Annotated in this window: 20 protein-coding genes; 5 read left to right on the forward strand and 15 right to left on the reverse strand. The window is 68.3% G+C overall.

All coding sequences use genetic code 11. From position 1 onward, the window contains the following. Positions 1-300 precede the first annotated feature (300 nt). Both ACFFNX_RS20700 and ACFFNX_RS20705 read right to left on the reverse strand, forming a co-directional pair. Positions 301-426 carry a hypothetical protein gene (locus ACFFNX_RS20700; protein WP_378204534.1) on the reverse strand — a complete coding sequence of 42 codons (126 nt, stop codon included), beginning with the start codon at positions 424-426 and terminating at the stop codon, positions 301-303. 370 nt (positions 427-796) lie between these two features. Then, positions 797-1,330 (reverse strand): DUF488 domain-containing protein, encoded by a 534-nt coding sequence (locus ACFFNX_RS20705; RefSeq protein WP_378204537.1) that lies wholly within the window; start codon positions 1,328-1,330, stop codon positions 797-799. Positions 1,331-1,871: 541 nt separating this feature from the next. Between ACFFNX_RS20705 and ACFFNX_RS20710 the strand changes: the two genes are divergently transcribed. Continuing rightward, entirely contained in the window at positions 1,872-2,306 is a 435-nt protein-coding gene (locus ACFFNX_RS20710) for a hypothetical protein (protein WP_378204581.1), read from the forward strand. A 126-nt stretch (positions 2,307-2,432) separates the two neighbouring features. On the opposite strand, the gene ACFFNX_RS20715 is transcribed toward ACFFNX_RS20710, so the two are convergent. The 3 genes from ACFFNX_RS20715 to ACFFNX_RS20725 form a co-directional block, all read right to left on the reverse strand. Next, a complete protein-coding gene (locus ACFFNX_RS20715; protein WP_378204539.1) occupies positions 2,433-3,548 on the reverse strand; it encodes an amidase in 1,116 nt (371 codons plus the stop codon). A gap of 178 nt (positions 3,549-3,726) precedes the next feature. Next, positions 3,727-5,466, reverse strand: coding sequence for an ABC-F family ATP-binding cassette domain-containing protein (locus ACFFNX_RS20720; protein ID WP_378204542.1), 1,740 nt, complete (start codon positions 5,464-5,466; stop codon positions 3,727-3,729). Positions 5,467-5,623: 157 nt separating this feature from the next. Beyond that, on the reverse strand, positions 5,624-5,770 hold the full coding sequence (locus ACFFNX_RS20725) for a hypothetical protein (protein ID WP_378204587.1): 147 nt from the start codon (positions 5,768-5,770) through the stop codon (positions 5,624-5,626). Between ACFFNX_RS20725 and ACFFNX_RS20730 the strand changes: the two genes are divergently transcribed. Further along, on the forward strand, positions 5,769-6,044 hold the full coding sequence (locus ACFFNX_RS20730) for a winged helix-turn-helix domain-containing protein (RefSeq protein WP_378204545.1): 276 nt from the start codon (positions 5,769-5,771) through the stop codon (positions 6,042-6,044). The two genes, ACFFNX_RS20725 and ACFFNX_RS20730, sit on opposite strands and share 2 nt — an antisense overlap. Positions 6,045-6,091: 47 nt before the next feature. Here the strand turns inward: ACFFNX_RS20730 and ACFFNX_RS20735 are convergent, their stop codons facing one another. The 10 genes from ACFFNX_RS20735 to rsmA all read right to left on the reverse strand — a co-directional run bounded on the left by ACFFNX_RS20735 (position 6,092) and on the right by rsmA (position 14,437). Continuing rightward, positions 6,092-6,910, reverse strand: coding sequence for a DUF3592 domain-containing protein (locus tag ACFFNX_RS20735; protein ID WP_378204547.1), 819 nt, complete (start codon positions 6,908-6,910; stop codon positions 6,092-6,094). A 105-nt stretch (positions 6,911-7,015) separates the two neighbouring features. Next, positions 7,016-7,390: a hypothetical protein gene (locus tag ACFFNX_RS20740; protein WP_378204550.1), complete on the reverse strand. Its 375-nt coding sequence runs from the start codon at positions 7,388-7,390 to the stop codon at positions 7,016-7,018. A 383-nt stretch (positions 7,391-7,773) separates the two neighbouring features. Next, positions 7,774-8,637, reverse strand: coding sequence for a hypothetical protein (locus ACFFNX_RS20745; RefSeq protein WP_378204553.1), 864 nt, complete (start codon positions 8,635-8,637; stop codon positions 7,774-7,776). 99 nt (positions 8,638-8,736) lie between these two features. Further along, positions 8,737-9,126: a DUF6317 family protein gene (locus ACFFNX_RS20750; protein WP_378204556.1), complete on the reverse strand. Its 390-nt coding sequence runs from the start codon at positions 9,124-9,126 to the stop codon at positions 8,737-8,739. Further along, positions 9,113-9,403 (reverse strand): SseB family protein, encoded by a 291-nt coding sequence (locus tag ACFFNX_RS20755; protein ID WP_378204559.1) that lies wholly within the window; start codon positions 9,401-9,403, stop codon positions 9,113-9,115. Before ACFFNX_RS20755 ends, ACFFNX_RS20750 begins: the two co-directional genes overlap by 14 nt. 97 nt (positions 9,404-9,500) lie before the next feature. Beyond that, positions 9,501-10,724: a S8 family serine peptidase gene (locus tag ACFFNX_RS20760; RefSeq protein ID WP_378204562.1), complete on the reverse strand. Its 1,224-nt coding sequence runs from the start codon at positions 10,722-10,724 to the stop codon at positions 9,501-9,503. A gap of 17 nt (positions 10,725-10,741) precedes the next feature. Continuing rightward, entirely contained in the window at positions 10,742-12,040 is a 1,299-nt protein-coding gene (locus tag ACFFNX_RS20765; RefSeq protein WP_378204565.1) for a hypothetical protein, read from the reverse strand. Position 12,041: 1 nt separating this feature from the next. Next, complete coding sequence (locus ACFFNX_RS20770; protein WP_378204567.1) at positions 12,042-12,434, reverse strand: hypothetical protein; 393 nt, start codon at positions 12,432-12,434, stop codon at positions 12,042-12,044. Between the two features lie 258 nt (positions 12,435-12,692). Then, entirely contained in the window at positions 12,693-13,574 is an 882-nt protein-coding gene (locus ACFFNX_RS20775; protein ID WP_378204584.1) for a 4-(cytidine 5'-diphospho)-2-C-methyl-D-erythritol kinase, read from the reverse strand. 5 nt (positions 13,575-13,579) lie between these two features. After that, positions 13,580-14,437: a 16S rRNA (adenine(1518)-N(6)/adenine(1519)-N(6))-dimethyltransferase RsmA gene (rsmA, locus tag ACFFNX_RS20780; RefSeq protein WP_378204570.1), complete on the reverse strand. Its 858-nt coding sequence runs from the start codon at positions 14,435-14,437 to the stop codon at positions 13,580-13,582. A gap of 66 nt (positions 14,438-14,503) precedes the next feature. Here rsmA and ACFFNX_RS20785 point away from each other — a divergent pair, with 66 nt between their 5' ends. The 3 genes from ACFFNX_RS20785 to ACFFNX_RS20795 all read left to right on the forward strand — a co-directional run. Continuing rightward, on the forward strand, positions 14,504-15,007 hold the full coding sequence (locus ACFFNX_RS20785) for a SigE family RNA polymerase sigma factor (RefSeq protein WP_378204573.1): 504 nt from the start codon (positions 14,504-14,506) through the stop codon (positions 15,005-15,007). Further along, complete coding sequence (locus ACFFNX_RS20790) at positions 15,004-16,203, forward strand: hypothetical protein (protein WP_378204576.1); 1,200 nt, start codon at positions 15,004-15,006, stop codon at positions 16,201-16,203. The genes ACFFNX_RS20785 and ACFFNX_RS20790 overlap by 4 nt, the downstream gene beginning before the upstream one ends. Positions 16,204-16,289: 86 nt before the next feature. Then, positions 16,290-16,538: hypothetical protein (locus ACFFNX_RS20795; protein ID WP_378204579.1), on the forward strand; the 249-nt coding region annotated here is incomplete at its 3' end.

Consider the following 16,538-nt stretch of genomic DNA (forward strand, 5'->3'; position numbering starts at 1 on the left):
TTGTCTTCACACACTGATCATGGGCGCCCTTCACCATGCCAGCGACCGGCCCACCAATAACCCATCAACGATCTAGGGCCTGTTCAAAGTCCCGCTGTCCGGTTGCGCGGCGCCCAGGCGCCGCCTCGCCGCGTTGTCGCCCCCACCCCACGAAACCGCGCCGAACGATTCCGCCGCCCGACACGCTTCCGCGAGGACCCCGGGAAAGATCGGCAGCCGAACCAGGGCTGACTCCCTCCTCCGCCTTGCGCCGCGCCCCCTGGACACCACTCGCTACGAACGGGGACCTTGAGACAGACCCTAGGCGGGTCGCTCAAGGCCCATGGTGGCGACCATCCCCGGCACCGGGACCCGGACGGCGCGCAGGCGGCACAGCCGCCAGACGCACGCCGCCGCCATGAGCAGGCCGGGCGGGATGACCACCACCGCGAGGACAATGGCCTAGGCACGCATGTCGACCTAGGCGCGCATGTCGGCGTTCCGTCCCGCACCGACCCCGCCGTCCTCCTTCGCGGTCCTCGCCACGTTGCCGTCGGTCAAGAGCAGGCTGACTCCCCCTCGGCCCACGCACTTCGGCTGGACGGTGCGCCTCTACGAGACGGCGCTTGACGTCGAGAAGCGGCTCCACCAGAACTACCCCGTCATCGGCCTGCCGCCCTGGCGTGAGTGGGGAGCCGGGCGGGTCGCCTACGGCACGCCCGACGCGGTCGTCTATCCGGACGACGGAGGCCACGCCGACTTCGAGTTCATCGTGCACGCCCCGACCCGTACGGCCTCGGTGACGCCGGGCCGCGCGTCACAGCAAGGGCTCCTGACCTCCGTCGTAGACGATCAGGCCGTCGTCGCGGAGCCGTGCGCCCGGGGTCGGTTCGTGGCGGGTGAGACGGCCGTCGTGCATCAGATGCTCGACTCGGACGGCGCGGGCCAGCACGAGGAAGTCGGCGATCATCCGACGGTGACAGCGCCACCAGACGGACTCGCTGCACATCACCGTCTGCTCGCCCGCGAAACTGAGCAACCCGTCGATCGCGGCGGCGAACTCCGGCGTGCGCATGTGGGACGCGTAACCACGGAACATCTCCTCCCTCCAGAAGATGTCCGGCGAGTCGGGCGGAGGACGCCGAAACCCGCCGAGGCGCTTGTCCCATCGGTAGCCGATACCGTTCGCGGGCAGCCAGGACTCCAGCGACGCGCGAGCCACGTGCGGATTACGGCGACTGCCCGGCGCCGTACGGACATCGACCACCAGTTCCACGCCGGCGCCCCGCAGCAGGTCGGTGATCTCCTCCTGCGACGCCGTTCCATGTCCGAACGTCCGGACGGTACGCATCAGCGCGATGCCACCTCATTCAGTGCGGTGTTCACTAACGTTCCCCGACCTGCGGGACCACATGAGTGAACTCCGCCGTAAAGACCATCCGCCACCCCGTGCCCCCTGCCGAGCGGCGTCGAGGAGCCGCCCTGCCGGGCCCCTTCCAGCGATGTGATGTATCCCAGTCGCTCCGTTGCCACGAATCGAGCGGTACTTGCCTCTTGGGCGGGGCCTCGCCCGATGCTTGCCAGGCGACGTGGAGGAGGTGCGGCGAGCCTCGCCATTCGCCGATAGCCGATAGCAAATGCGAGCGGCCCCAACACTTCGCCGGATCGCCGGGAGAAGGCGCAGCGGCACCTGGCACCTGGCACCTGGCACCTGGCACCTGGCACCTGGCCGAGCAACGAACAGAGACGGGCGAACACTGACACCTCGCCGAGTAGTCGGCAGAAAGGGCGAGCGGGTCCCGGCACTTCGCCGTACGGCGGACAGAACAGGCGGGTCCTGGTCGAGCTTCTTCCAGTCCGTCGTCCCCAGGAACCGTCAGGCCATGATCGGCATGCTCCGCATCGACGCGAACCATCGAAATCACCGAGCTGCCGCAGACGAGGAGGCCCACGCCGCGATCGTGAACGCCATCCGCGACCGCAGATCGGAAGCCGCCGCCCAGATCACGCGACGCCACCTGACCTGCGACGCGGCCATCCCGGCGAGCTCGACACCTGGCCAGATAATCGACAGAGACAGGCGAACCCCTACACCCCGTCGGACCGGACTGGCAGAAAGGGCGAGCGGGCCCCGGCACCTCGCCGGACGACTGACAGAAGGGGCGGGTGAGCCCCGACGCTCCGCCAGGTCGCCGGCAGAAGACGCGGGTCTCGACACCTGGCCGAGCAACGGGCGGAGGTGGGCGAACCCTGGCATCTCGCCGAGTAGTCGACAGAAAGGGCGAGCGTGCCCTGGCACTTCACCGGACGGCGGGCAGGAGGGGTAGGCGAGCCCTGGCGTTCCGCTGAGTGGCCGGTAGGACGTGCGGGCATGGTGGTGAGGCTCTTCGTTCGTGTTGTCGCCTGCCTGGAGGTGCTGCGTGGTTTGGGTGGGAAAGGCCGGGGTGCGGTGGTTATCGCAGTGCGGTCTCGATGAGGGTGCCGGCGGCCAGTAGGCGTGCCTCTTCGTTTGCCGGGGCGATCAGTTGCAAGGAGCCTGGTAGCGGGCTGCCCTTGACGGGGATCGGCAGTGCCAGGGCGGGGTCGCCGGACAGGTTGAAGGGGAGGGTCAGTGCGGTGAGGTCGACGTCGCGTTCGGCGCCGATGCGTGGTGGTGGTTGGGTGATCGTGGGCAGGGCGAGCAGCGGATAGCGTTCGAAGAGCTTGTCGAGGAACTCTCGCAGCGTCTCCCGCGTGGCGTACGCCTCGTCGAGCATCCCGTCGGTGATCCGCTCGCCGCGTTCGATGCGGCGGCGGATCCGCTCGCTCATCCGATCCGGGTACGCGAGGAGGCTCCGGTGGGCGCGGAAGCCCTCGCCGAGGATCAGTCGGTTTCCGGCGTCGAGGGCGGCGGACCAGCAGTCGACCGGCTCGTCCGCGAAGATGAGGCCGGCGGCGTGCAGTGCGGCATCGACGGCCGCGTCGAGCTCGGGCGCGACCGGCATGCCCATCGGACGCAGTCGGCCGATCATCGCTCCGGCGTCGAACGAGCCGGGAGCGAAGCCGGGCTCCATCAGCGTCATGCCGAGCGTGAGCGCGGCGACGTCGGGACCCAGCGGGCCGACCGCGTCCAGCGACGTGGCGAGAGGGAACACTCCGTCGACCGGAACCCGGCCATGCGTGGTCTTGAGCCCGGCGACGCCACAGCAGGCGGCCGGCACGCGGATGGACCCGCCCGTGTCGGTGCCGAGCGCCACATCGGCCTCGCCCAGCGCGACCGCGACCGCGGAGCCGCTGGACGAACCGCCGGGCACGCGGTCGGCGTCGAGGGGATTCTCCGGAGTCCCGGTCCAGGGGTTGACGCCGTCGGCGGCGCGGCAGAGCTCGGTGAGGTTGGTCTTGCCGACGATCCGCGCCCCCTGCCGGCGAGCGGTCGCGACGACGGGAGCGTCGCGCTCCGCGGCCACGGCCTGCTCACTGATGACCGGGCATGCCAGCGTCGTCGGCGAACCGGCGACGTCGATGGCGTCCTTGACGGCGAGCCGTGGCCCGTCGCCCTGCGTGGTGAACTTCTCCAGCCAGATGGTCACGACGACATCATGGCGTGAGGGGGACGGATGAGATAGGCCGTGCGCACGCCTGTGGATAACCCGGGCGACGAAGAGGGGCCTGGCTCAAGGTCCCCCGTCCGTACCGAGCGACGTTCGGGGCAGGCCGACCGGCGGCAAGCGCGGCGAGGCACCGCCTGGGCAGAACCCGGGTCGGCGGTCAGGCGTTCTCCGCGAGTTCGAGCCACTGTTCTTCCAGCTCCTCGCGCTCCGTACGGACGGTGCGCAGCTCCGCGTCGAGGGTGAGGAGCTTTTCGTGGTCGGTGGCGTGCTGGGCCATCAGGTCGTGGAGTTCGGCCTCTCGTTCGCCCAGGCGGGAGATGCGGCGTTCGAGTCGGTCGAGGTCCTTCTTCGTCTGCCAGGCGTTCTTGGACTCGGTCGGCCTGGGCGGCTCGGCCGGGCGTTCGGGCGGCGGCGGTGTGCGGCGACGGCGGCGGTCGAGGTATTCGTCGACGCCGCCGGGCAGCATCTTCAGCCCTCCGTCGCCGAGGAGGGCGACGACATGGTCGCAGACCCGCTCAAGGAAATAGCGGTCGTGGCTGACGAGGACCAGCGAGCCGGGCCATCCGTCGAGCAGGTCCTCCAGCTCGGTCAGCGTCTCGATGTCGAGGTCGTTGGTGGGCTCGTCGAGCAGCAGGACGTTCGGCTCGCCCATGAGCAGGCGGAGCAGTTGCAGGCGTCGGCGCTCGCCGCCCGACAGGTCGCCGACCGGGGTCCACTGGGCGTCGCCGCGGAAGCCGAAGCGTTCGAGCATCTGGCCGGCGGAGAACTCCTTCTTGCCGACCGTGATGCGCCGCTTGATCTCCTCGACCGTCTCCAGCACCCGGCGCGAGGGGTCGAGCTCGCCCAGCTCCTGCGACAGGTGCGCGAGGCGTACGGTCTTGCCGGTCACCACCCGGCCCGCGCGCGGGCGTACGGACCCGTCGAGCAGGCGGAGCAGCGTGGTCTTGCCGCTGCCGTTCACGCCGACGAGCCCGATGCGGTCACCGGGGCCGAGCTGCCAGGTCAGATGCTCGAAGAGCGTCCGGTCGCCGACCTGGACCGTCGCGTCCTCCACGTCGTACACGGTCTTGCCGAGCCGCGCCGTGGCGAACCGTACGAGCTCCACGCTGTCACGCGCCGGCGGCTCGTCGGCGATCAGGGCGTTCGCGGCATCGACCCGGAACTTGGGCTTGGACGTACGCGCCTGCGGGCCGCGCCGGAGCCAGGCCAGCTCCTTGCGCAGGAGGTTCTGCCGCTTTTCCTCGGCGGCGGCGGCGAGCCGGGCCCGCTCGGCCTTGGCCAGCACGTACGCGGAGTAGCCGCCCTCGTAGCGGTGGACCTGCCGGTCGGCCACCTCCCACGTGCGGTCGGTCAGCTCGTCGAGGAACCAGCGGTCGTGGGTGACCACGACGAGCGTGCGGTCCTTCAGGTGGCCGGCGAGCCAGGCGATCGCCTCGATGTCGAGGTGGTTGGTCGGCTCGTCCAGCATGAGGAGATCGGTCTCGGGGACCAGCAGCGCGGCGAGCGCGACCCGACGCCGCTCGCCGCCGGACATGCCGGCCACGGGAGCGTCGAGCGGCACGTCGGCCAGCAGGCCGGCGAGGATGTCACGGGCCCGTGCGTCACCCGCCCAGTCGTGCTCCGCCCGATCGCCGAACACGACCGAACGCACCGTCGCGCCGTCGGGAAACGCGTCTCGCTGGGTGAGGTAACCGATCCGCGCGTCCCGCGCACGCGTGACGCGCCCGTCGTCGGGCTCGGTCCGCCCGGCCAGCAGGGACATCAGCGTGGACTTGCCATCACCGTTACGGCCGACGATGCCGACCCGGTCCCCCGCCGCGACCCCGAGTGAGACGCCCTCGAGCAGCGGAACCGGTCCGTACGCCTTGCCCAGACCTTCGACATTGATGAGATTCACAACGGCAGCAAGGCTATCCGGCCCCGGCGACCATCGGGCAACGCCGAGATGAGCCTGTGGACAAGTGGCGTTCGCGGCCTGGATGAGTGCGCTCAGGCTCGCGGCGAGCACGGAGCGGTCACCGCCTACGATGTACGGTCCCCGAACGTCCGGTCGATCAGCCCCGCCGGGCCGGGGTGAAGACGACGATCGTCACGTCCTTCGGCGCGAGGTCGGTCTCGGCAATGAGTCGTACGAAGTCGAGGTCGGTCTGTGGGGCGGACGGATACCCGACTTCGATCTCCTTGTAGCCCATCGCAACCATGAGCCCGAGGATCCGCGCGGTTCGACCAGAGCCTGGTTGCCGCCCGCATCCGCAGGCACCGCCCGCCGAGCAGGCCGTGGAGGTGATCCTCGCCCGCGTCGCCACCGGCGAGTGGGCCCTTGGCCACAGGCTCCCCGGCGGGACCGCGCTGGCCGCGGAGCTCGGTGTCGGGCGCTCCACGGTGCGCGAGGCCATCCGCGAACTCGCCGGGCCAGGCATCCTCCAGGCCAGGCAGGGCGCCGGTGGCTTCGTCCTGTCCACCGACGCCACCTGACCTGCGACGCGGGCGGCCCCGGGGCCGGGCCTCGGTGACGTGTTCGATCAGGCGCTGATCAGGTAGGACCAGGCGGACCAGACACCGGCCGCGAGGCAGAGGACGCCGGCGGCTCCGTAGAACCTCGCCTGCCAGACGTTCGCCGCCCTGTCGACGCCCGTGGCGGTGAGTTCCGGATGGTCGGGGTCGTAGTAGACCGTGACCTGGTCGCCGGGCGCGTAACCGGTGAGCGCGAGGTCCCAGTACTCGACACGGTCGCCGCCCTGCGTGTCGTAGGCGACCCAGGGGTGCGGGTACTCGCTGCCACGCTCCTTCGCCGCGACGCGCGTGACGACTCCGTCCGCGGCGACCCTGCGGTGCCAGGACCGTGCCCTGGAGGAGGACTGGCCCGCGACGTACAGCAGAACCACGGCGAGCACCACGAACGAACCCAGGCCGCCGAGACCGTAGAACACCTCTCGGTCTCCGCCGGCCAGGGCGTAGACCGAGCCCACCCCGGTGATCAGCCCGAAGACTCCGAACACCACGCCGAACGCGGCGATCTCTCCGAGCACCTGCGATGGCCGGCCGGTCGTCGCACGGCCGGTACGCCCGTACCGGACCGGCAGCCGTTCGCCCGCCTTCGCCATCACCTTGACGGGCTCCCGGAACTCGACCTCACGACCGTCGGCCGCGGGGTAGGAGACGAGCAGCCGCGGCCCCGTCCGGTCGTCCCGCTCCGTCCCGACGACCGTTCCCACCGCCCTCTGTCCGAAAAGGCAGACCACGAGCACAGGAGCACGGCGGAACAGAACCAGGATGGCGATGATCAGCGCTAAACCACCGACGACAATGCCTCCGACCGCCGGGACCGTGACATCGGTCATCTATCTGAGCCTTCCACAAAGGTTCGGGCGCTCCTCGCCGCCCGGAGGCGGCGACACCTCATATTGCAGCACGCCGACATCCAGAACAGCGCTTTCAGTACCAGCTCAGGAGAACTTCGTAACCAGGGCACGGGCCAACTCGAGCGCCTGCTGCTTCGCCTTCGCATCCGAAAACTCGGTGACGTGTGGCGTAGCGCCGCCGTGTGGTGCGGGCACGGTGTCAGCGCCGTACCATTCAATCTCGATCACCACGTTCCGTACCATGATGGCGAGCTGCGCGCCATGCAGGAGACGCCGCGACCAAAAGGTGTCATAGCTCTTGTTCTGGCCCATCTTCTGATCCGACTCGGCCCCGACCCGGATTGGGCGTATGAATGCGTTGTCACCCAACCCGGGAACAGCCTTGAGGCCTTTCCCGCCATTATAATTCAAAAGCGCATTTCGCGGAAAATCCGCCTGCTCCGCCCGCAGATCACCCATCACCGTCCTTGCCGTTATACCGAGCTGTCGCGCAGACTGAAAGGAGTAGAAACTCCCTCCACAGTTGGCGATGTCGGCAGACTGCTGGCAAGGCGCGATGACCAATCGCACACCAGAAGGGAGAAGACCACCCCCGTCGAGGACAGGGGCCAACGCCCGGTCGATTGCAGGAAGTCCGGTAACATTACCCGCGGAGTCGATGAGCGCACGATCCGGCGCAGCGTAGCTTCCGGGTCGGCGAGAATGCGTCGATGAGTGAGCGGCAAAATACCACATGCCACCAGAGCCGCCGAGAATTACGACGACCAGAACCAACAGCCAAAGACGTCTCGGCATGCGCGACCGCCTTGAAGATTCCCTTTCAACCCCGGCCCGTGTCTCAGTCATGGCGTCTTCGTTCCAGCAATCACACCGATTGACCCCACTATCTGACCAATGGTCTCGACAGTTGCACCATAGGGAGCAAGAGGCTTGATCATCATGACGAGACCGCCGATCGTCTGGAGCTCGCCACCATACTGTTGCATGTCGGCGGCCACCTTTTGGCGGTCGAAATGCACTTTCCCTTGTTCCGCAGCGAGTTGCTTTTTGAGCCGGTCGATGCCCAGCTTGTCGCTCTTGCGCTGATCCTCAGTGAACAGACCACCGGCGTCCTGCGGATGACCTGGCCCGGTCTTGTCCATATAGTAATCAAGGCCGGTTTGCACTTTTTCGGCTAACGCCATGATGATCTCGGCTGCCTTGGCTCGATGAATGTCCGCCTGACGCTGATAACGTGCAGCGTCTTCGCCCAGCTTGTTCCAGAGCTCCATGACGGCCGAATGGACCTTGGGATCAGGACTGTTCACAAATTTTGGATTGCCGGTAAAATAAGGACCACCGTCGGGCGCCCACTCTTGCACCAGCCAGCCCTTACTGAGCGGAGTCTCAAGCTCTCTCTCGAGCTTGGATTCGAGCGTCGCGAGTTGAGCGGCCAAATTATCGATGACCTGCCCCGCAGCAACAACGATCTTGTCCATGCCCGCCATAATGGCTGCATCGGCACCATAACTAGCCATGAACACCGCTATGGTTCGTCCTGATGCCGGCTGTCCTTTCCACGTGCCGGCCTCTAGCAGGTCGTTCACATATCCGGTTAGCGTGTCCAGTCGTTCGGTGCCTTGCCTGGCATATTCATAAAGGGCCGACGCAAGGTTCGTCATTGACGAGATATCGCCAGCGATATATGAGTTTTCGGTCGTCGGCACGTGGGGCCGCTGACTTTGCTCGGATATACTCGGAGGACTGTATTTTATTGGCTGCACCGGCTCGTCGGAGGACATATCCACCCACAATCGCTACATCTTCTAGTCGATCGGCTTCAGTGGATCCGGAGAAGTCACCTTCTCCTCAGTTATTACCTGTTTTATAGCCTTACTAATAGTGAACTCGGTGTTCGAGAAATTGTCTGCGGCAGTACCCAGCTTGACCCCGTGATTATTAATCGCCTGCGCCACCACGAGATGCAACTCGCCGAGCATCCGCAGAAACGTATCCAACGCCGCATCAAGATCCGCACTACCAGTGTCCAGAGCAGGGAATCCAGAGATCGGCATCAGACCTTTGAAGTCGTCGGATAAATTTTGAAACTTCCTAGCGGTTTCCATGAATGCCGTTCGCGAAACAGCTAGAACGGGCGGCTCGTTCCCCATTTTTTCTCTCCAAGAAGCGACTGAGCGAATGCTATGCACCAGCACGTAGCCGAGGGTTCACGGTAATCGGAAGCTCCACCGGAGCCAAGCGCACGAGCAGGTCCAGCACTGCGATCTTCACCCGTGCCTGATCTGCACCGAGCACGGCCACCAGCCGATCTTCATCAGTGAAGATCGGGAGGCCGGCCGCCCCATCCCCGAACTCGTGCAGGGCGAGTTGGATCTCACCCTCTTCACTCGATATGGCCATCGCCGAATCGCTGATCGGCACATAGACGTACGCTGGAGCTTGATCGCCAGGCTCAGCGCCCAGTGTTGCCATGGACCCGCCTCCCACGCACGATGACAGCACGTTCGAGAACGATTAGTGCCCTGCGCCCAACCATATTCATTAGGGGCATCCGCTGCCTTCCTTTCAATTAGAGACTTCGGGATGCTCTCGCCGATACGGACTTACGAAGACGACGGCGCAACGTCACGACGATGGTCAGCACGACTATCCCGGTGCCGCCGAAGACGACCGGCCATGCCCAACCTGACCCACTTGGCCGTGAGAGCCGGGTCGAGGCGCCCGTCGTCGGCCGGCCCGACGCCGAAACGGCCGACTTCGTACTGCGCCACTTGTCGAGTGCCGCATATACCGGGTTAGGGGCATCTTCGGGAACCGGGTGGCGCTTCGGGTTCATCGCACTCGTTATCTGAATGGCGCCGTATCCGGTCTGGTCGTTCCACCGGGACCTGCCCAGCGGCCGAGCGGTCGCGATGAGACGTTGCACCACCGTACGCGCCGACATTTTCGGGTTGCGTGAACGAATCAGCGCGATGGCACCGGATGTCAAAGCGGCGGCGGCGCTCGTGCCCCGGCCGCCCGGAAAGAGTTCGCCCTTCTTTCCAATGGTGGGAATGTTGTCACCGGGCGCCGATACCGCGACATAAGACTGCCGCTGCGTTCCGTTCCAGGGCCGCAGCGCCGGATCGATCGCGCCCACCGCCAAGGCCCCGGCACACGATGCGGGCAGTTGCGGCCAGTTGGTCGTATCACCGGTATTACCCGCGCCCGCCACCACAACGACGTCGTGGTCGACCGCGTAGGCGATCGCGTCTTGGATGCCGGAGTCGCAGTGTCCGTCCATCGTGACCGACGTGACTCCCTGGGACATGTTGATGACCTTCGCGCCGTGGTCGGTCGCGAAGCGAATGGCCCGCGCGTAGGACTCAAATACGCCGTTTCTGTCGCCCAGCCGCGAAGTGTCGCGAATCGGCAAGATCTTCGCTCCCGGCGCGATACCTATGAATCCCGTACTGCCACCTCCCCGGCCGGCGATCAGGGCGGCCGTCCCGGTGCCATGGCCGCCGTCTTGCTCGTCAAGGTCCGTACGTCCGTCGCCAGTTCCGCCGGTGCTGTCTTCGCCCTTCAGCACCGCGCCGGACAGTTCCGGCAACGCGGCGTTCACTCCCGAGTCGAGAACGGCGACCGTCACGCCGGCACCGGTGGTGACCGGCCAGACATCGTGCTCGATGCCCCACGCGGAGAACCACCACTCATCCGAACGCGGGTGAGGTGTCGCGGCGGCCGGAGACATCGGGGTCGCCACGAGCAACAGTGCCGCTGCGACCCCGAGCAAGTAGACGACCTGTCTCAAACCTCATCTCCCCTGCACTAGTCGCGGGCGGAATCCTCACCATCTCCGACCGCGGGAAGACCGCGTACGGCCTCGCCCCGCGGTTCGATCTCTGTCCGCGGCGCACGAAGCTCGCTGGTCTCCGTCGACACGTCCCCGGCGTCAGAGCCTGGATCAGCCTCCGTGTTCAGCTCGGCGAGGAATTCGTTGATCGCATCGACGTCTGCGGAAAGATCGACCTCCCTGTCATGTCGAGGTTCCGGTGCTGCGGTGAGCGGATGGTCACCTCGGATGAGCTCGGGAGCGGCCTCGATACCTTCGGTCCACACTTCCTCTTCTTCGGCGAGCCATGTCAGCCGGGAGCGCTCCCGTTCCTTTGCCGCGGCCGCGCCCGTACCCGCAGCCGGGCCCAAAGCGCCCGCCCGAGGCCGGGCTGCCCGGACTTCGACCTCCGGGGCGGCCTGGGACTCGGCAGCCGAGACGGCCTGGGACTCGCGCGCCGATCCGGGCACCCCACCCGCAGAACCGGCAGGGCGATCTGCGCCCAAGACGCCGCCCGACGACATCAATCCGGGCCCGAGGATTCCCCCACCCGATGGCGGCTGCCCGCCAAGGCCACCGGCCACGCCTGGAGCGAGCAGCCCGGAAGGCCCGAGTTCGGTTCCGCCGCCGAGCGTGCCTGGTGCCGCCGCCCCGGCGAGCTGAGTGCTTCCACTGCCGTTGCCGGCGAGATCGATCGCCTGCTCGACGTGCCGATGGCCTGCTCCCTCGCTGCCCGTATCGGTGGCTTTCGCCTCCTCTTCGCGCGGCTCGTACGTACCCCTGGACGGGGTCTCAGCCGCCGGGCCGTGATCCAGAATGTGCTGCCTCGGCGGCAGGGAGGTGGACAGATCCTGCGGAAGGGAGTCCCAGGCCTGGGTAACGCGTTCATTGGCTCCTGCCATCCAGCTCTGGGCCTCTGGCAGGGACTTCGACGCGGGCTTGTTGTACTTGTACCAGGCCAGGTGTTCTGTACCGTGCCGCTCGATCGTCACGCCGAACGTCTGGGCGGTCCGGTGCACCGTCGCCGCCGCCGACCAGACCTCCCGTAACTGCGACTGCGCCGCCGCCGCGTCCTTCCCGGTCCACGCGTCGTGCAAGTCCGAGCGGAGGCTCAGCAACTCTCCCGCGATCTTCTCGTACGCCGCGGCGAACTCCTGGTACCCGCGGCCCGACGCTGCGACCGCCTCCGGATCACTCGACTTCAAGAGGGCATCGATGCGCTTCGGATCGGCGTACTGCGACGGCGACCCCACTGGCGCGGACGACCGCATCGGCAATGGGTACGATCCCGTCATCTCAGTCCCTGCCGTCCGGGTTCAGTGAGTTCGGGGTCGTGGTGCGTGGCGGCGGGGACGACGAGTTGTGCAGGAACAGGTCGCTGGTCGACGTGGCGTGCAGACGCTGGTCGACGGCGGCGATCCGGTGTCCCAGGTCGACTTCGGACGCGTCATAGGTGTGGGCCGAGCGGTGCAGTTTCTTGATCATGTCCAGCATGGCGTGCAGGAACCGGCTGTGCTGGTCAACGAGGGTCGTATGGCCGGATCGGACGCTCGGATAGAACTGCTGGGCGGCGTCCCAGGCGCCGTACGCCGCTCGGCTCGCCGGCTTGAGGTGCTCGTCCGCGGACAACAGGGCCTCCAGATGCCCCGTTAAGCGTTCCGCGATCACTCTGACCTGGTGCCGGTCCATCGTGAGGCACTCTGAGGGGTCGAGCCCCGGCCAATCACGGTAAACCCCCAGCGGCACCGGTCCCGGATCCACAGGCGGCATGGTTCTCCCCTCCCCCGATGTGTGGAACACATCAGGTGCCGCGGGCCCCGTTCAAATCCCCGTGAAAACCCTAAGGACTTTACAAACTTTGACTCGCCCAGTCCAGGTACTACCGAGGTCGACTTTACCCGTAAGTGACGATCCACATACGAAGGGTCACGTTTCGGGCCGTCCGGATCAGATGACCACAGCGCCCGTTACGGGCCCACGGGCCTGGCGGACGGTGACGAAGTGCTCCACACGGGACAGAGATGTCGCCAGTTCCTCCGCCTGCGCGGCCGAGGGTGCCAGGAAGGCGCACGTCGGGCCCGAGCCCGAGACCAGGGCGCCCACCGCGCCGGCGGACGTTCCCGCGGTCAGGGCTTCGGACAGTGGTGGGCGCAGGCTCAGGGCCGCGGGCTGCAGGTCGTTGCTCAGCGCCCGTCCGAGCGCCAAAGGGTCGCCCGTCTTCAGTGCGGCCATCAGGTCGTCCGACACCACCGGCCACGGTGCCGGTGAACCGGTTCGCAGGCGATCGCATTCGGCGTACACCGCCGGGGTCGACAGGCCGCCGTCCGCGTAGCCGAACACCCAGTGGAACTCCCCCGTCACCTCGACCGGGGTCAGCCGCTCGCCTCGGCCCAGGCCCACGGCCGTGCCGCCGAGCAGGGCGAACGGCACATCGCTGCCGATTCGCGCGCCCAGTTCCAAGAGGGTCTCGCGGCTCAGCCCCGTCTCCCACAGGGCGTCGCAGGCCACCAGGGCCGCCGCCGCGTCGGCGCTGCCGCCGGCCATTCCGCCGGCCACCGGGATGTCCTTGCGGATGTGCAGGGCGACCCGGGGTTCGACGCCGGTGTGCGAGGCGAGGAGCAGCGCGGCCCGTACGGCCAGGTTGTCCGGGCCCACGGGAACGCCGGGCGGGCCCTCCACCGTGATCGTCGGCTCCGGGGCGGGGGCGGCGGTCACCTCGTCGAACAGCGAGACCGCGTGGAAGACGTTGACCAGGTCGTGGTAGCCGTCGTCACGGACCGGGCCGACGCCGAGCTGGAGGTTGACCTTGGCGGGTACGCGAACTGTGATCACGGTCACGAGATGCTAGAGGATACGCGCCGCTGCGCGGCGATCCGGGTGAAGGCCGCCACGTCGAGCGACTCGCCGCGCGCGCCCGGGTCGACGTCCGCGGCGCGCAGGATCCGCTCCGCCGCCGGGGCCGAGCCCGCCCAGCCGGCCAGGGCCGCCCGCAGGGTCTTACGGCGCTGCGCGAAGGCCGCGTCCACCACTGCGAACACCTCCGTACGGGGGACGCCCGCAGGAGGCTCCCGCCGGGTGAAGGCGACCAGGCCCGAGTCGACGTTCGGCATCGGCCAGAACACCGCACGCCCGACGTTGCCCGCCCGGCGCGTCCCGGCGTACCAGGCCATCTTCACCGACGGCACCCCGTACACCTTGCCCCCCGGGCCGGCCGTGAGCCGGTCGGCGACCTCGGCCTGGACCATGACCAGCCCATGCCGCAGCGTCGGGAACGTGCCGAGCAGGTGCAGGACGACGGGCACGGCCACGTTGTACGGCAGGTTCGCCACGAGAGCGGTCGGGGGTTCGGGCAGTTCGGTCACGCGCAACGCGTCGCCGGTGACCACCGACAGGCGGTCGGCGAGCGACGGCGCGAACTCGGCGACGGTCCGCGGCAGCCGCCCCGCGAGCACCTTGTCCACCTCGACCGCCATGACGCGCCGGGCCTCCGGCAGCAGGGCCAGGGTCAGCGAGCCGAGCCCGGGCCCGACCTCCAGGACCACGTCGTCCGGGGCGACCTCGGCGTCGCGGACGATGCGCCGCACCGTGTTCGCGTCGATGACGAAGTTCTGGCCGAGCGTCTTGGTCGGGCGGATGCCCAGGTCGGCGGCGAGCGCGCGGACGTCCGCCGGCCCGAGTAGTCGTTCAGCCACCCCCCCAGTGTCCCGTACGTGCAACAGTTTCCGCACCGTGCCCGTCCCCGTGTCGAGGAGGGTGCCTTGAATGAAGCACTGAGCTTCGAAGAGTTCGCCGGGTCCCGCGCCGACGCGTTGATGCGCTATGCCTACGTACTGACCGGTGATCCGCACGACGCCGCCGACCTGCTACAGGAGGCGCTGGTACGCGTGCGCGCCGCCTGGCCCGGCGTCGTCAACAAGCGCGAGCCGGAGGGATACGTACGGACGGCCATGGCCCGGCTGCACATCAGCATGTGGCGGAAACGCCGCCGCGAACGCCTGATGCCCGAGCCGCCCGAGCGGGCCTACGACGACATGGCCCTGGCGCGCGCCGACGGGGACGACGGCCTGTGGCGGGCGCTGGACGGCCTGCCCCGCAAGCAGCGCGCCGTGCTGGTCCTTCGCTACTACGAGTCGCTCAGCGACAGCGAGATCGCCGACGTGCTCGGCATCTCGCGCGGCACGGTGCGCAGTCAGGCGTCACGTGCTCTGGACAAGCTACGGGCGACCTGGCGTCCGTCCGTGACGAACGGGAGTCTGCGATGACCGAGGAACTGGAGCAGGCCCTGCGGCGGACCCTCACCGCGGCGGCCGAACGCGCCCCGAAGGCCCCGCCGGGCATCGGCCTGGACTCGCGCCCCGCGCGGCGACCCCGCGGCTACCCAAGGGTGGCGTTGGCCGCCGCGGCCGTGGCCCTGGCCATCGGGGGCGCCACGGTCGGCGGCCGTACGCTGCTGACCGGAATGCACGCGTCCGGCAGTTCGAAGACAGGGGCGTCCCCGGCACTGCACCGCCTGAAGAAGACCGCCGTGCCGGCGATGGAGAAGGTCTGGCCCCAGGCGATCCACCGGGTGCCGGCCACCCTGCCGAACGGGCGCAGGTTCCAGCCCCTGACCTTCCTCGACGCCCACACCCTGCTCGTGAACACCGAGTTCAGCTTCGAGAAGGCCGACGCCCTGTACGCCTACGACTTGCGCAAGCACACGACGAGGCGGATCACGACGGTCGTCACGCCGGCGAAGACGAAGATGTTCGCCTCCTACTTCACGACCGGCGACGGGTACGTCGCCTGGGCCTTCGCCGGCGACTACGGCGCCGAGGTGTGGGCCGCACCGCTCGCGGGCGGCGAGGCCCACCGGGTCGCCCGGACGGACGCGACCACCTTGGACCACCTCGCTATCGACGGCGGGAACGTCTACTGGTCGCTCACCCGCAGCCCCGGCGTCTACCGCGCCCCCATCGCGGGCGGCACCGCCCGGCTGGTCGAGGGGACCGGCTCGGCGTACATCCTCCAGTGGCCGTGGGTCGGCTCGCCCCGCGACTCGCTCGGCACCGCCACGAACGTCCGGTTCGCGACCATCAAGAACGTCAGGACCGGCGAGACCCGGTCGGCACGTCTCACCGACCGTGCCGCCTGGCACTGCGGACTGACCTGGTGTGTGGGACAGACGAAGAACTTCGTCACCGAGGCCCAGCGCCGCGACGGCGGCGGGCGCCACGCGATCCCGGACGTCGAGCGCATGATGGTGGTGCCGCCCTCCCTGGACCGGTTCGTGATCACCAAGCCCGCCGGGGGGACCATCGCCGTGTACGACCTGAAGACGGGTCTCACCGGTGATCTCGGCGTCACCTCCGGCAAGAAGCAGCAGCTCGGCTGGGTGGTTCCACAGGAGCCGGGGAACCCGCTCTACTACACGGTCACCGACGGCGGATACGTGCTCGTCGACCTCGCCGCGATCTGATCGCTCGACCGCCGGAGCGGGTAGGGAGCAGGTAGCCCGATCAGGGCGGTCTCCCGGATTCCCGTACCAGGACAGCGAGGTGAACGATGCGGCGCCGTCGCCTGACGATGCTCCTCGGCGTCGGGGCCGTGGTCATGCTGGGCCCGGTTCCGTACGCGACGGTCGCGCGTGCGGCGACCGGGCCCGACGGGCGCCGGACGATCACCTCGGTACGGCCGGAGCGGAGCGATCCAGATCCCGCTCCGGCCGGTTCCACCTCGGTGGGCTTCCGCGTACTGCCACCCGCCGGCGGGCCGCGCGGCCCGGCGGCGGCCGGGCACGGCGCGGACGCGGTC

It is taken from the genome of Actinoallomurus acaciae, from assembly GCF_042429965.1.
GTDB lineage: Bacteria > Actinomycetota > Actinomycetes > Streptosporangiales > Streptosporangiaceae > Actinoallomurus > Actinoallomurus acaciae.

What these genes read in the sequence shown, in the direction of transcription:
- ACFFNX_RS20725 (WP_378204587.1), bottom strand. Translation starts at nt 5,770, where the DNA reads ATGGTTGCGATGGGCTACAAGGAGATCGAAGTCGGGTATCCGTCCGCC.
- ACFFNX_RS20735 (WP_378204547.1), bottom strand. Translation starts at nt 6,910, where the DNA reads ATGACCGATGTCACGGTCCCGGCGGTCGGAGGCATTGTCGTCGGTGGT.
- ACFFNX_RS20705 (WP_378204537.1), bottom strand. Translation starts at nt 1,330, where the DNA reads ATGCGTACCGTCCGGACGTTCGGACATGGAACGGCGTCGCAGGAGGAG.
- ACFFNX_RS20790 (WP_378204576.1), top strand. Translation starts at nt 15,004, where the DNA reads ATGACCGAGGAACTGGAGCAGGCCCTGCGGCGGACCCTCACCGCGGCG.
- ACFFNX_RS20730 (WP_378204545.1), top strand. Translation starts at nt 5,769, where the DNA reads ATGAGCCCGAGGATCCGCGCGGTTCGACCAGAGCCTGGTTGCCGCCCG.
- ACFFNX_RS20765 (WP_378204565.1), bottom strand. Translation starts at nt 12,040, where the DNA reads ATGACGGGATCGTACCCATTGCCGATGCGGTCGTCCGCGCCAGTGGGG.
- ACFFNX_RS20755 (WP_378204559.1), bottom strand. Translation starts at nt 9,403, where the DNA reads ATGGCAACACTGGGCGCTGAGCCTGGCGATCAAGCTCCAGCGTACGTC.
- ACFFNX_RS20770 (WP_378204567.1), bottom strand. Translation starts at nt 12,434, where the DNA reads ATGGACCGGCACCAGGTCAGAGTGATCGCGGAACGCTTAACGGGGCAT.
- ACFFNX_RS20740 (WP_378204550.1), bottom strand. Translation starts at nt 7,390, where the DNA reads ATGGGTGATCTGCGGGCGGAGCAGGCGGATTTTCCGCGAAATGCGCTT.
- ACFFNX_RS20710 (WP_378204581.1), top strand. Translation starts at nt 1,872, where the DNA reads ATGCTCCGCATCGACGCGAACCATCGAAATCACCGAGCTGCCGCAGAC.